This is a genomic window from Streptomyces sp. NPDC003077 (genome assembly GCF_040611095.1).
Taxonomy (GTDB): domain Bacteria; phylum Actinomycetota; class Actinomycetes; order Streptomycetales; family Streptomycetaceae; genus Streptomyces.
The window spans coordinates 54,902-68,169 of sequence record NZ_JBEXNM010000001.1 but is presented as its reverse complement, the minus strand read 5'-3'; the positions used below and the strand labels follow the sequence as shown (position 1 = coordinate 68,169).

At 71.7% G+C, this 13,268-nt stretch carries 11 protein-coding genes; 2 read left to right on the top strand and 9 right to left on the bottom strand.

Annotation, left to right across the window (positions count from 1 at the left end; genetic code table 11):
* The first annotated feature begins 6 nt into the window (after positions 1–6).
* Both ABZX96_RS00245 and ABZX96_RS00240 read left to right on the top strand, forming a co-directional pair.
* The gene (locus ABZX96_RS00245; RefSeq protein WP_355535252.1) at positions 7–1,212 is read left to right on the top strand and encodes an amidohydrolase family protein; all 1,206 of its coding nucleotides are present in this window, start codon (positions 7–9) and stop codon (positions 1,210–1,212) included.
* Entirely contained in the window at positions 1,209–2,126 is a 918-nt protein-coding gene (locus ABZX96_RS00240) for a TIGR03621 family F420-dependent LLM class oxidoreductase (RefSeq protein ID WP_355535249.1), read from the top strand. The genes ABZX96_RS00245 and ABZX96_RS00240 overlap by 4 nt, the downstream gene beginning before the upstream one ends.
* Positions 2,127–2,406: 280 nt before the next feature.
* Here the strand turns inward: ABZX96_RS00240 and ABZX96_RS00235 are convergent, their stop codons facing one another.
* Genes ABZX96_RS00235 through ABZX96_RS00195 form a run of 9 tightly spaced genes read right to left on the bottom strand, consistent with a single transcriptional unit; the run spans position 2,407 to position 13,250 of the window.
* Complete coding sequence (locus tag ABZX96_RS00235) at positions 2,407–3,372, bottom strand: ribonucleotide-diphosphate reductase subunit beta (RefSeq protein ID WP_355535246.1); 966 nt, start codon at positions 3,370–3,372, stop codon at positions 2,407–2,409.
* Positions 3,369–5,054: an AMP-binding protein gene (locus ABZX96_RS00230; protein WP_355535243.1), complete on the bottom strand. Its 1,686-nt coding sequence runs from the start codon at positions 5,052–5,054 to the stop codon at positions 3,369–3,371. The genes ABZX96_RS00235 and ABZX96_RS00230 overlap by 4 nt, the downstream gene beginning before the upstream one ends.
* 2 nt (positions 5,055–5,056) lie before the next feature.
* Positions 5,057–5,827: a hypothetical protein gene (locus tag ABZX96_RS00225; RefSeq protein ID WP_355535240.1), complete on the bottom strand. Its 771-nt coding sequence runs from the start codon at positions 5,825–5,827 to the stop codon at positions 5,057–5,059.
* Complete coding sequence (locus tag ABZX96_RS00220) at positions 5,811–7,127, bottom strand: condensation domain-containing protein (protein ID WP_355535237.1); 1,317 nt, start codon at positions 7,125–7,127, stop codon at positions 5,811–5,813. The genes ABZX96_RS00225 and ABZX96_RS00220 overlap by 17 nt, the downstream gene beginning before the upstream one ends.
* A gap of 17 nt (positions 7,128–7,144) precedes the next feature.
* Positions 7,145–7,816: a tryptophan 2,3-dioxygenase family protein gene (locus ABZX96_RS00215; RefSeq protein ID WP_355535234.1), complete on the bottom strand. Its 672-nt coding sequence runs from the start codon at positions 7,814–7,816 to the stop codon at positions 7,145–7,147.
* Positions 7,791–9,638 (bottom strand): ABC transporter ATP-binding protein, encoded by a 1,848-nt coding sequence (locus ABZX96_RS00210; RefSeq protein WP_355535231.1) that lies wholly within the window; start codon positions 9,636–9,638, stop codon positions 7,791–7,793. Before ABZX96_RS00210 ends, ABZX96_RS00215 begins: the two co-directional genes overlap by 26 nt.
* Entirely contained in the window at positions 9,635–11,602 is a 1,968-nt protein-coding gene (locus ABZX96_RS00205) for an ABC transporter ATP-binding protein (RefSeq protein WP_355535228.1), read from the bottom strand. The genes ABZX96_RS00210 and ABZX96_RS00205 overlap by 4 nt, the downstream gene beginning before the upstream one ends.
* Positions 11,599–11,946 carry a hypothetical protein gene (locus tag ABZX96_RS00200; RefSeq protein WP_355535225.1) on the bottom strand — a complete coding sequence of 116 codons (348 nt, stop codon included), beginning with the start codon at positions 11,944–11,946 and terminating at the stop codon, positions 11,599–11,601. The genes ABZX96_RS00205 and ABZX96_RS00200 overlap by 4 nt, the downstream gene beginning before the upstream one ends.
* On the bottom strand, positions 11,946–13,250 hold the full coding sequence (locus ABZX96_RS00195; RefSeq protein WP_355535222.1) for a cupin-like domain-containing protein: 1,305 nt from the start codon (positions 13,248–13,250) through the stop codon (positions 11,946–11,948). Before ABZX96_RS00195 ends, ABZX96_RS00200 begins: the two co-directional genes overlap by 1 nt.
* Positions 13,251–13,268: the final 18 nt, after the last annotated feature.

Genomic DNA, 13,268 nt, shown 5'->3' with positions numbered 1-13,268 from the left:
AGCGCCATGACCCTGATCATCGATGTCGACAGCCACTTCCAGGAGCCCCCGGACTGGCTGGTGGAGGCGGACGAGAAGTTGGCGGCGCGCATCGAACCGCGCTGGTACTTCCGGACGTCGACACAGGACCTATTCTCGTTCTTCTCGGACGCGGCACCCGCCGACCGGCTCGCCGTGGACGCGGAACGGCTCACGGCGTCCATCCAGCAGTCACAGAGCTTCTTCGCCGGCTTCGCCACCCTCAAGGAGGCCGCCGCGGCGGCGAACGAGAGCCGGTTCCGCGGGATGGCGTACCCCTTCGGCGGCTATCTCCCCGCCGAGCGGCTCGCCTGGATGGACAAGAACGAGATCCACGCGCAGATCATCAACCCCGCGTCGGCCCTGGTCACCGTCGACCGGGTGTCGGAGTACCTGGAGCCCGAGGACGTACCGCGCGTCATCCGGGCCTACAACGACTGGGCGGCCGGCGTCGTCAGCGGGCACACCGACCGGCTGCTCACCACCACGCTGCTGTGGTGGGAGAACGTGGAGTGGTGCGTGGCGGAGCTGAGGCGAACCCGCGAACTGGGTGCCCGGGCCTTCCTGATACCGGGCCGCCCGCCCGCCGGGAAGTCGGTCGCGCACGTGGACTACGAGCCGATCTGGGCGGCCGCCAACGAGCTCGGCATGCTCGGTGTGCTGCACTTCGGCTTCCTCGGCGGACCCCAGGTGGCGCCGGGGTGGTACCAGACGGGCCGCGCGGAGCTGAAGGACGTCGGCTATGTGCTGGCGTCCATCTCGGCCGCGACCCCGCAGATGGTGTCGGCCGCGCTGATCGCGGCGGGCGTCTTCGAGCGCTACCCCAACTTCCACCTGACGCTTCAGGAGTACCAGGCGTCCGGGTGGGCGCCGGACTGGGTCCGGGCGCTGGACTACCTGCTGACACTTCCGGTGCTGCGCAACATCACTGGCCGCTGGTCGCTGCCGCTGAAGCCGAGCGAGTACTTCAGACGGCAGGTTCTCGTGGTGGCGCAGCCCGGTGACCGGGTCCAGCGGGCCATCGAGGAGCTGGACGACTGCGTGGTCTTCTCCTCCGACTTCCCTCACCCGGAAGGGTCGTCGACGCCCACCGCCGACTTCCGCGAGCTGCTGGGGCGGGAGCCGGTGGACAAGGCCAAGGAGGAGCGGTTCTTCGGCGGGAGGATGCGCGACATCTTGTCGAGGACGGCATGAAGTTCCGGTTCGGAATCCAGTTCATCGGGGCGAGAACACGGGACGAGTGGGTCGAGGCGGCCCGCCGGGCCGAAAGCCTCGGCTTCTCCACCCTCGTGCTGCCCGACCACTTCGGTGGCGGGCAGCTCGCCCCCATGCCCGCGCTCATGGCCGCAGCCGACGCCACGTCCACGCTGCGGTTGGGCACGCTCGTGCTGTGCAACGACTTCCGGCATCCGGTCATGCTGGCGCAGGAGGCGGCGACGCTGGACCTGCTCAGCGACGGGCGGCTGGAACTGGGCCTGGGCGCGGGCTGGATGCGCGAGGAGTACGAGGCCGTGGACCTGCCCTTCGACCCGGCCGGGACGCGGGTGGAGCGGCTGGAGGAGTCCGTGCGGATCCTGCGCAGCGTGCTGGACGACGGCCGGGTGGTCTTCGCCGGAAAGCACTACCGGGTGACGGGGTTCGAGGGGGCGCCGGAGCCGGCGCAGGAGAAGGTGCCGCTGCTGGTGGGCGGCGGTTCGCCGCGGATCCTGCGGATGGCCGGCCGCCATGCTGACATCGTCGGCGTGCACCACAACCTGCGCGCAGGCGAGGCACAGGTGCACGACATCACGCTGGAGGAGACGGAACGTAAGCTGGCGTGGGTGCGCGAGGGCGCCGGTGACCGGTTCTCGGAGCTCGAACTCCAGGTCGGCGTGGGCATCTTCTGGGTCACCCCCCGACCGCACACCGTGCTGGACGGTCTGAGTCGGCGGCTGGGCATGCCGCCCGAGACACTGGCCACGCTGCCCAACGTGCTCGTCGGCAGCGTGTCCGAGATGGCGGACAAGATCCTCGGACTGCGCGAACGGTTCGGAATCAGCTACGTCGTGATCCAGGGCCGCGACATGGAAGCCGCGGCGCCGTTGGTCAGCACCCTGTCCGGCTGCTGACGGCCGTCAGCGCGGCCAGAATCACCGACGGGACGCGGGCACGGAAACACGGACCGTTCCGGCCGGCACCCCTCGCGGATGCCGGCCGGAACGGCTATCGGGGTTATTCGCTCGCCGGGCGGCGCTCCGTAGGCCGCAGGCCTCGCGGCACCGGTCCCGCCCGCCCCCAACGCCAGCACCCCACTCGCTCGCCGACAAGGCTCGCACCCAAAACCGCGACCGCCCCGGCCGACAGCTCCTGCGGGTGCCGGCCGGGACGGTCGTTCGGATTACTCGCGGATCACTCGCCGGCCGGGTGGGGGTCGCCGTGGCGGCGTTCGTATTCGGTCATGGCCGCCTTCATGGAGAGGTCCCAGGCCTGGCCGGCATCGCCGGTGTGAACTTGGAGGCCGATCAGTTCCATGCGGCGCAGGAGGGTGCGGCGGGCGCTGGCGTACCGGTGGGCGTGCTGTTTGCCGATCGTGGCGCGCAGTGGCGGCAGGGTGGTTCCGGGGAGCTTCCGTTCGGGAGCCACCAGGGCCATGGTGACCTGGGGGATCGCCTCCATCATCGTGGCCAGCACGGCGTCGCCGTGACCGGTGTGCACGCCCTCCCTGGCCGCGTACATCCCGAACGCCATGTGCCTCGACTCGTCCCGGATGACGTTGCGCAGACCGGTGTGGAGGACCGGGAGGCTGCCCCGTAGCTGGCGGACCATGGACAGCATGGCCCCGAGGACGGACATGGCCAGGACGCCCTCCGCCATGAGGTGGTAGTACGTCACCGCCTCGTACCAGGCGCGGGTGTCCTCGGGGTGGAAGCGGACGTGGTCGGTGCGGGCCTTCAGCTCCTCGTCGAAGATCGTCGACACCGCGTCGCCGGCGCTCGCCAGCGCGTCCGCGATGACCTCCTCGTGGCTGGGCCGGGACCGCCGCATCTCCTGCAGGTAGGTGGCGAAGAACCGGGTGTGCCGCGCCTCGTCGGCGATCTGGGTGCACAGGTACTGGTGGGCGTCCAGGCTGGGCGCGGCGTCGGCCAGCGGCGAGAGGGTGTTGCTGACGGCGGCCTCGCCAAGCACGAACCCCTCGATCATCGACTCCAGTTCACCGCGCGCGTAGGGCCGCATGGCGGCCCAGTCGGCGGCGTCGGAGGCGATGGGCAGCTCCGTCAGCCGCCATTGCCCCTGCTCCCACTTGCGGAACAGCTCCGCCGGGGAGATGACGCGCTCCTCGTCGGCCTCCATCTGTTCCAGTGCGTCGACGGTCACTGCTCCTCCTCGGCGGGGTCGTTGGCGGAGTCGTGCACGACGACTCCGTCGATCGTTCCGGTCATGAGCTGTTCGAACATGGCGCGCCGCTTCGGCTTTCCGCTGGAGGTACGGCGAACGGCCCCGCGGTTCACGGCGGCGACGACCACGCGCAGGCCACGCGCCTGCCGCCGCAGCGCCCGGTAGACCTCCGCGCTCCACTCCCCGGGCTTCTTCACCACCAGGGCAGCCACGGTGTCCCGGCCGTCGAGGCTGCCGAGCACGACGGAGTAGCGGACCTTCCCCAGGGCCTGAAGTCCGCCCAGCGCGTTCTCGACGTCCTCGGCGAACAGCTGGACGCCGCGCACCTTGAGGCTGTCCCCGAGCCGGCCGAGGACGTACAGCCGCTCCTTCCAGAAGAACCCGGCGTCCCCGGTGACGAACTCGCCGGGCCACGGCTCGTGTCCGCGGTAGCCGTCGGCGAGCGAGACGCCGCCCACGACGATCTCGCCGAGCACGCCGTCCGGTACGGGGTCTCCCGCCTCGTCCCGCACCTCGACCGTCACGCCCGGCAGCACACAGCCGCTGGCCGGCAGGTCCAGGGCCTCGGCCGCCGGGACCTCGCCGGAGTCGACCACGACCTTCTCGCCGAGCCGCAGCCGGCCCCGGTCGACCAGGACCCGGTCGACGGGCGCGTCGAGGTCCTTGCCGGACACGGCCAGGACGGCCTCGGCGAGTCCGTAGGCGGGAACGAGCGCGCCGCTGGGCCAGCCGAACGGGGCCAGCCGCCTGGTGAACTCGTCCAGCACCGAACCGTCAATGGGTTCGGCGCCGACCACGTTGACCCGCACCTTGGAGAAGTCGCAGCCCGTCAGCTCCTCGTCGCGCACGCGGCGCAGCATGTGCTTGAGGGAGAACGGCGGTACGGCGGTGATCTGCACCCTGCCGCTGCCGAGCAGCCGCAGCCACCGGCTCGCACCGGTGATGAACTGGTCGGGCTGCATCACCCACAGGTTGGACTGGGTCACCACGCTCGGCAGCACCATGCCCACGAGGCCCATGTCGTGGTGGATGGGCAGCCAGGTGCCGCAGGCGTTGCCGGAGTGGAAGCCCAGCCACCTGACGAGGATGCTGATCTGGGCGTGGAGGGCCTGCGGCGAGACGGCGACGCCCTTTGGGGTGGCGGAGGAGCCCGAGGTGAACTGCAGCAGCGCCGTGGCCGGCAGCGCCGCACGGTCCGCTGGAGGGGATCCGGCCGGGGTTCCGGTGGTCTCGTCCAGGGCCAGCGGGCGGTGGCCGAGGTCGCGCAGTGCCGGGCCGAGCTGGTCCAGCAGCTCAGGTTCGAGCACCACCACGCGGGGGGCGGCCACGTCGAGGATCGCGCCCACGTGCCGGCCGTATGCCGCGCGGTCCTGGAACAGGGCCGGAGGCACGGCGGGGGACGGTGTGGCCCCTGCGGCGAGCGCGCCGAAGAAGGCGGTGATGAACCCGGGGCCGTTGCGGTGGATGATCGAGACCACGTCGCCGGGCCGTACGCCGGCGGCGGTGAACGCGGCCGCCGCCGCCTTGGTGTGCTCGGCGAGGTCGGAATAGGGCGTGTACTGCCACTCCCCCGCCGGATCCAGGATGTTGACGCCGCGGTCCGCGCGCGGCGCGTCCAGCCAGTCGAGCAGGCCGGGTACGGTCACGTCGTTGCCCTGCATGGTCAGCTCCCTTGGCTCTTGTTCGCTATCTCGGCTACCGCCCGCACGATGAGTACGACGTTGGCCAGGCCCAGCAGGAAGAGCAGCCGGGAACCGATCCAGCTGGTCACCGGGCCGCTCCAGCCCTTCACCACGCCCTGCAACCGTCCCCGGGCGAAGGTGGCCAGCAGCGCGGCGGCCACCAGCAGCACGGTCGGCGGCAGCAGGGTCACGTGGAGGACGGCCGGCACGCACAGCACGACGGGGATCCACAACTGCCAGGCGGGCGCGGCCTGGAACCGCTCCGTCGCGATGGCGCGTTCGGTCCACAGGCTGAGCAGGTAACCGAACGCGGCGGCCAGGAGGATGAACGACGGGACGGTCAGCCAGAGCGGCTTGACCGCGTAATAGTCGACGCCGTCGGGGTGGATGAACAGAACCCCGCCGGCGGTGGCGCCGAAGACGCACGTCTTCAGCGGACGGTTGCCGGTGTTCAGCCACGGGCGCACCAGGATGTACAGGGCGCCGACCTGCGCGCCCATGGCGATCCCGCTCTCCAGGAGCCCGAACGTCTTCAGGCTCCACTCGCCGATCGTCGAGTTGGCGTCGGTCGTCTTGCCCATGGACGACTCGGGGGAGGTGAAGCGGAGCCCGTACATCACCAGGCGTCCCAGGACGCCGCCGACCAGCAGACCCGCCAATGCGCCGACCGTGACACCGACGGAGAGTTTCCACAGAGCTGAGCCCGTGTCACGGTTCTCGGCGGTCCGGGCCGCCTCATTCGCCACTGTCATGGTGCGTGGAGCCTCTTTCGTTCGTCGACCGTCTGATGAGCGGCGCGTCCGGGTCGGTCACGCCGTGGGAGAGGGCTTGTTCGAAACGCCGCGCGAGTTCGGCGACGGTCTCGGACGGCACGCGCGGGGAGTGACCGATGCCGAGGCGCCGGTGCCCGGGCGACTCGTGCATCGAGATGTGCAGGTCGGCGGTGAAGCCCGCGCCCTCCATGCCGTAGGGGATCCGGCGCAGCCGCCCCCCGGCCGGTGCCTCCTGCTCGTGAAAGGTCTGGTACACCACGTCGACCGCCGCTTCGCTGCGGCGCCGCAGCGACCGCAACTCGGGCCGGGCCAGCAGCCGGTGGTAGGGGACCTGGGCCATTTCCAGGGACCTCAGCGTGGTCTCCCGGGCGGCGCGCAGCGCCCGGCGGAAGCTGTCCTCGGCGTCCAGGACGACGGGGACGGTGCTGATGAAGGGGCCCAGGGTGTCCATCAGCGGCCTGAGCCGCCGGGTGGAGACCTCGATGGCGATCAGCGCGGCGGACTGACCCGACAGGCTCCGCAGGGCGATCGACAGGGCCACGAGGCCGGCCATGAAGGGACTGGCCCGTTCTTCGGTGAGCAGCGCGCGCAGGTTGTCGTCGGCGACCGAGTCGAGACCGAAGGAGGCGGCGAGCCCGGCCCCGGGAGCCCGCGAGCGCAGCCCGACGCCAGGCAGTTCGTTGGGCCGGGCGTCCTTCAGGGCGATGACGGACTCGTCGACGAGCGCGTCCAGCCGTGGGCCGTACGTGTCGTGCTGCCAGGCCGCGTAGTCGAGATAGCCGACGCGTTCGCCGTACTCGTCGCCCCTGCCGTCGAGCTCCAGCCCGATACGGCGCTCCAGTTCGTCGAGGGTGACGGCGTCGGCGACGGTGTGGTGCACGACCGTGGCGAAGGCGTGTCCGCCACCGGGCAGCGGCGCCAGGGCGCTGGCGAAGACCCGGCCGCCCTGCGGGTCGAGGGGCCGCCGGACGAACTCGCCCAGCAGCGCCAGCGGGTCGGGCCCGCTCAGCAGCTCGGGGCGGGCCTGCCCCGTGGCGTCGGTCTGCTCGACCCGCTGGACGAACCGGCCGTCCTCCCGTCCGATGCGGACGCGCAGCAGCGGGCTGCGCGCCACGACCCGGGCGACGGCGTCGCTCACCTCGGCGGCCGATGTCTCGGGACCGATCTCGTACAGGCGCGGCATGTTGAAGGTGCCGGTGCGGCGCATCCGCGCCAGGAAGAGCATCCACTCCTGCTCGTGGGAGGCGGGGGCCAGGGCCCGGCCTGTGGCGTAGCTCATCAGGTCATGGGCCCGGGTCACTGGCTGGGCACCTCCTCGGCGAGGTGGAACTCCGGCCGGGCCTCGATGAGTTCGGGGAACAGCCGCACGTCCAGCCGGCTGCGCAGATAGTCGGCCGACTCGCCGCCGGTGCCGTCGGCGGATCCGATCTGGCGGCGCACCAGCCGCAGGTGGAAGCCCATCCACTCGGAGTGCGCGTCGTCGAGGTCGACCAGCAGCTCGGCGACCTCGCGGACGCCGGTGTCCGGATTGCCGTACACCTTCGCCAGTCCGCCGCGGCGCTCGGCGAGTTCGGCGAAGGCCCCCCACAGGGACGGGCCCGGGCCCCGGCAGGCCTGGACGAACTCGTGGTACTGCCGGGACTGGACCGCGGAGGCCGGGCCGAGGGCCGGCCGGAAGGCGGCGAACTCGGTGGGCAGCATGCCGCAGAGCGTGTTGAGCGTGCCGGAGAGCTGCGCGAGCACGTCGAGCCCGGTGCGCAGCCGGCGCGCGGTCTGCGCGGTGTCCTCCTCCAGCAGCAGCTGCCGGGCCCCGCGGGTCTCCCGCAGGAGGGCCGCCAGCCACAGCTCTGACACCTGGTGGACGGTCACGAACAGGTCCTCGCCCGGCAGTGCGGTGCGGGGTGAGTGGAGTGCGAGCAGCTCTCGGACCCGGATGTACTCCTCATAGGGGTTGGGGGGTGTGCTCACCGCTGTCACCGCTCTCCTTCTGGTCCGCTGCTGGTGGTCCTTCGATCGCGTAGGCGTCGGCCTGCGCCCGGTAGAGGTCGGCGTACCGGCCGCCGGCCGCCATGAGCTCGTCGTGGGAACCCGACTCGACGATCCGGCCGCCCGCCATGACGACGATGCGGTCGGCGAAGCGCACCGAACCGAGGCGGTGGGTGATGACCACGACGACGCCCCGCCCGTCGGCGGTGACGGTGCGGGCGGCCTCGGCGTAGTGCCGGAACAGCCGGTACTCGGTCTCGGCGTCGAGTGAGGCGGTGGGCTCGTCGAGGACGAGCAGGCGGGGGGTCTCCCGCATCATGGAGCGGGCCACCGCCAGCTTCTGCCACTGGCCGGTCGACAGTTCGGTGCCGTCGCTGTGGGAGCGCCCGAGCCGGGTGCGCAGGCCGTCGCGCAGCGACTGTTCGAGCCCCTGCCCGTCGGCCCGGGCCAGGGCGCCGCGTACGACGTCGGTGTCGTCGATGCGCGGCAGGTCACCGAGCCCGACGACGTGCCCGGCCTCGGTCTCGAACCGGACGAAGTCCTGGTAGGCCGCCGACACCCCGTCCCGCCAGGCATCGGGCCGGACGTCCGCGAGGTCGGTGCCGTGCCAGGTGATCGTGCCTCCGGTCGGGGCGTACAGCCGGCACAGGAGTTTGGCGAGGGTGGTCTTGCCGGCGCCGTTCTCGCCGACGACCGCTATGGTCCGGCCGCCCGGGACGTCCAGGTCGACACCCCGCAGGGCGGGGGTGTCGACGCCGCGGTAGGTGAAGGTGACGCCCCGCAGGCGGAGCCCGCCGCCCGTGTCGCCGAGTTCCAGCCCGCCCTCCTCGGCGGCCGTGGTCAGGTCGGCGATCCGCAGGTAGCGGTCGGCGGTGGCCCGGGCGCGTACGAGTTGGGTCACCGCGTCGGTCGCCATGGTCACCTGCCCGGTGACCTGCGCGGCCAGCGTCGCGGTCAGCAGGACGTCGCCGACGCCCGCCTTCCCGGCCACGGCCGCCAGCACGGCGACGGCCACCGCGGCGACGTAGGCGGCTGCGAACAGGACGGTGGCGTCGGCCTGGGCGCGGAAGGACCGGTGGGCTCCGCGCTCCCGCTCGCGCTGGGCGGCCTCGGAGAGCTGACGGTGACGTGCCCGTACGGCCTCCTGCGCGCCGAGCACCGACAGCTCCTGCGCGTGCCCGGCGCCGCACATCACGGTGTACATCTCGCGCGCGAGGTTGTCGTCGGGCGTGGCACGCTCGAGGGAACGCTGCCGCCACCGGTCGCCGCGGCGGCTCGCCCACACCGGCACCAGGCCGAGGACGGGGAGCAGCAGCAGGGCCGGGTGCACGTCTGCGAGGACGACCACCGCGAAGGCCAGTTGCCCGAGCGCGCCCATGAGGGTCAGCAGGAAGATGATCACCTGGGCGAGCCGGTTGACGTCCCGTTCGACGAGGGCAAGTTCCTCGGCGACCTGGGGATCCTCGTGATGTGCGATGCTCCACGGCGCCATGCTCATCGCGGCGATGTTCATCTCCACCGCGTGCCTGACGCGTTCCTCCAGGACCGTGCGCAGCCCGAAGGTGTACCAGAGCAGGGCCAGCCAGCTCGCGACGGCGGCGGCGAGGACCATGCCCCAGGTCATGGCCGTACCGTCGTCGCCGTCCACCACGGCGTCGGTGAGCCGGCCGATCAGCAGGGCGACCAGCACCGGGTGAGCCGAGATGGCGAGGGTCATGACCACGGCTCCGACCGCGCGCACCGGATCGGTGCGCAGCGCGAGGCGTGCCATGGCCGCCGTGCCCCGCCAGCTGTCCGCGCTCATCGCACTCCCCCCTGCTCGGTGAACGGCGCGGCCTGGGCGAGGAACATCCGCCGGTACAGGCCGTCCTGGCGCATGAGGTCGTCGTGCGAGCCGGACTCGATGACCCGCCCGCGGTCCAGGACGACGATCCGGTCGACCCGGCGCACGGTGTTGAAGCGGTGCGAGACCACGATGCGGATCATTCCTTCGGTCTCGTCGAGGAGCCGGTCGAAGAACTCGGTCTCGGCGGACGGGTCGATGCTCGCGGTGGGTTCGTCCACCAGCAGGACGCGGGCCCCCTGGTGGAGGGTGAAGAACGCGCGGGCCAGGGCCAGGCGTTGCCACTCGCCGCCGGAGAAGTCGACGCCGCCCGGCAGCCGGGCGCCGAGGACGGTGTCGATGCCGTGGGGCAGCCGCGCCACCCGTTCCCCCAGGCCGACGCGTTCGAGGCAGTCCAGCACCGTTTTGCGGGTCTGCTCGTCGCCGGAGTCAGCACGCAATACGTGGATGTTCTCGGCGACGGTGAGCGGAAGCCGGGCGAAGTCCTGGAAGACCATGGCAAGGTGCCGCCGCCAGTCGGCCCTGCCCAGCTCGTGCAGGGCGACTCCGTCGGCCTCAATCCGGCCCGAGACGGGCTCCAGCAGCCCCGCGAGCAGCTTGAGCAGCGTGGTTTTGCCCGCGCCGTTCTCGCCGACCAGGGCGACGGATTCGCCGGCGGCGACGCTGAAGGACACGCCGTCGAGGACGGGCCTCGGGGCGCTGCGCGGCTTGGCGGAGGTCTTGTCGTGCGGTTTGTGGTGCGACTCATCGCGGCTCTCGCCGCGCGCCTCGCCGCGCTCCGTAGCGACGTTCGCCGCGGCGTCCGTCCCGTCGGCCGTGGCGCCGACCGCGGCGCCGCCGTTGCTGTCGTACGCGAACGTCACGTCCCGCAGCTCTAGGCGCCGTACCGTCAGGTCCTTCGCCGTGCGGGCCGCCGCGCCGCGAGAGGCGGCGGCCTTGCGCTCCTCCAGTCGGCGCACCGCGGACACGGGGGCCAGGGCGACGTCCAGTCCGAACGCAGCCGTACCGCCGGATACCGCGGAGGCACCGATGAGCGCCTGCAGGAAGACGGCGAACGCCCCGGTCTCCAGGCCGCCGTTCACCCCGTCGTCGACCAGCCGCCAGAAGACCAGGCCGTAGACCGCGACGAGGACGCAGGAGAGCAGCAGGATCTTGGCGTCGCTCGGCCGGCGCCGCCGCCAGGTGGGCCGGATGGCGGCCAGCCATTCCTGGTCCAGACGGGCCAGCACCCAGTCCCGGAGCCCGAAGACCCGGATCTCCTTGGCCGCCGCGCCCTGCACGGCGAGCTTGCGGAAGTACTCGGCGCGGCGCATGACGTGGGCCTGGCCGAAGAGGAGTTCCAGCCGCTTGCCGTTCTCGCGCCCCGCGACGATCCGTACCGCGAACCAGGCCAACGCCACCGCGGCGCCGGCCCAGACGTGGAAGAACATCAGCAGCAGGAGCGGGCCGACGGCGCCGACCAGGGCGGAGGTGACCTCGGCGAGGCCCGCCACCGCGCGCTCCAGCGGCAGCCCGCCGGCCGCCCCCGACAGGATCGCCAGGTCGTCACGGGTCCGGTCGTCCTGGAGGTGGTCGAGGCCGTCGTCGATGGAGCAGGCACGCATGGCCCGCTCCCGCAGCGTGATCTCGATCCGCTGCCCCAGGATCTCACCGACCGCGAACCGGATCTTGCCGGCCACCTGGGTGACCAGGAAGACCGCACCGGCGGCGGCGACGGGGCCGGCGACCCGGCCGGCCCCGTCGTCGAAGCCGAGCCGTGCCGCCTCCGGCAGCCGGCCGACCGTGACGCCGACCAGCAGCATGAAGACGGCGGGTCCGACGCCGCCGATCACGATGGTGAGGAACAGCAGGGCCGTGCTCCCCCGGCCCGACTGCCAGGCCAGCCCGATCAGATCCCGTCGGTTGTGCCGATGGGTGCTCTTCACGTGACGTCCTGCTCCCCCGCCTGTGCGCCCTGCGGGGTGAGGCGGGCCAGCTCCTTGCGCACGCGCTCCTCGTCGAAGGTCGTGCCGCCGCGCTCGGCCAGGCCGGTGACGAGGGCTTCGAGGTCGGCCACGCTGTTGACCTCGGCCGTCTCCTCGCCTGGCAGCGGCGGCAGCTGGAAGATCTCCTCCAGGGCGAAGGCCAGTTCGGCCAGGGCCAGCGAGTCGTAGCCGAGGTCCTCCCGCAGCAGCAGCTCGGCGGTCGCCTGTGCCGGCCGGTCGGGGGCGAGCCGGAGCACGACCTCGCGGACGCTGGCGCGCAGTGCGTCGGTACCGATGGAAGGCATCATGCTCCTTGGGTGGTCATGGCCACCGCCGGGACGGCGCCGGACGGCGAGCGCAGGAAGGCGAGCAGGCGGGACGCCTCCTCGCGGTTGAGGTCGGAGAGCGAGGTCCGGCCGAACTTGTTGAACAGCACCTTGTCGAGCAGCGGGCCCGGGTATCCCTTGGCGGCGACGGCCTTGTCCAGCGAGGCCAGCTGCGCCGGCGTCGCCGGGGGCTCCGGCGTCGTGATGGCCTCCATCGAGGTGCGCACGCCGGGCCGGTAGAGGAAGTTGTTGTTGAGCCGCATCTGGTCGTAGTAGTCGGTCTCGTCGTCGAGCGAGAACAGGAACAGGGGCAGCTCGGGCGTCAGGCCCTGCCTGCCGTGCAGGTCGCGGAAGACCTGTCGCATCGCGCGGTACTTGTCGTGCCGCGAGTCGTAGTCCCGGTTGAACGCCTCGATGACCTGCTCGAGGACCTCGCGCTGCGCCGCGTCCGGCTCCGCCTCCGGTGCGATGCCCGCGAACGGCTCCGCCACCGCCTGCAGGTACTGGTCGGCGAGGAAGTTCTCCACCGACAGGAACTTGCTGTAGGGGTTGCGGCCGAAACGCACGTTGAAGGAGGCGCCGAGGTCCAGGTAGTCGAGGTAGTGCCACAGCAGCGGGGGGATGTAGATCGCGTCGGTCGGGTGGATGACCGCGTAGGCGCCGCCGGCGAGCTCGATGAAGTTCTGCCGCTCCTCCGGGTCCATCACCTGCAGGGAGATCGACCCGAAGTTCCCGAAGGGGTGCAGCCAGGGGGACGACGAGGGCGGGAACAGCGCCACGCCCTTGCTGCCGAAGACCTGGGCGAGCAGCACGTGCCGCTGGTCCATGTCGAAGTGCAGGTGGGCCCAGTTGTGCGGACCGGCGATGAAGGAGTGCAGGTACAGGCTGTGGTGCGGGGTCGTGGGCCGGCAGAACTCGGGCAGGGTGAAGCTCTGCAGGAGGTCCGTGGGCAGGTCCCACTCCGTGACCACCTTGCGGCTCTTCTCCTGGGAGCCGTATCCGTCCAGGTACTCGGCGAGCGTGCTGAGGACCGGATCGGGGGCCTTCTGCTGTGCCTGAGTCGCCTCCTTGCGGGTGTAGTCGATCTGGCGGGTGTACTCGTCCTGGACCAGGACCGGCATGGAGCCGAGCAGTCGGCGTGCCCCGTCGAGCGTGGCCGCCTCCGCAATGGGCTGGTCGGCGTAGATCCCGCGGATGACGACGGGCCTGCGCGGCAGTACGTAGCGTTCCCAGAAGCCGTCGACGTCGGCTGCGGATATCTCGTCGATCTCGAATTTCGGCACGGTGTTCTTCCTTCCTGG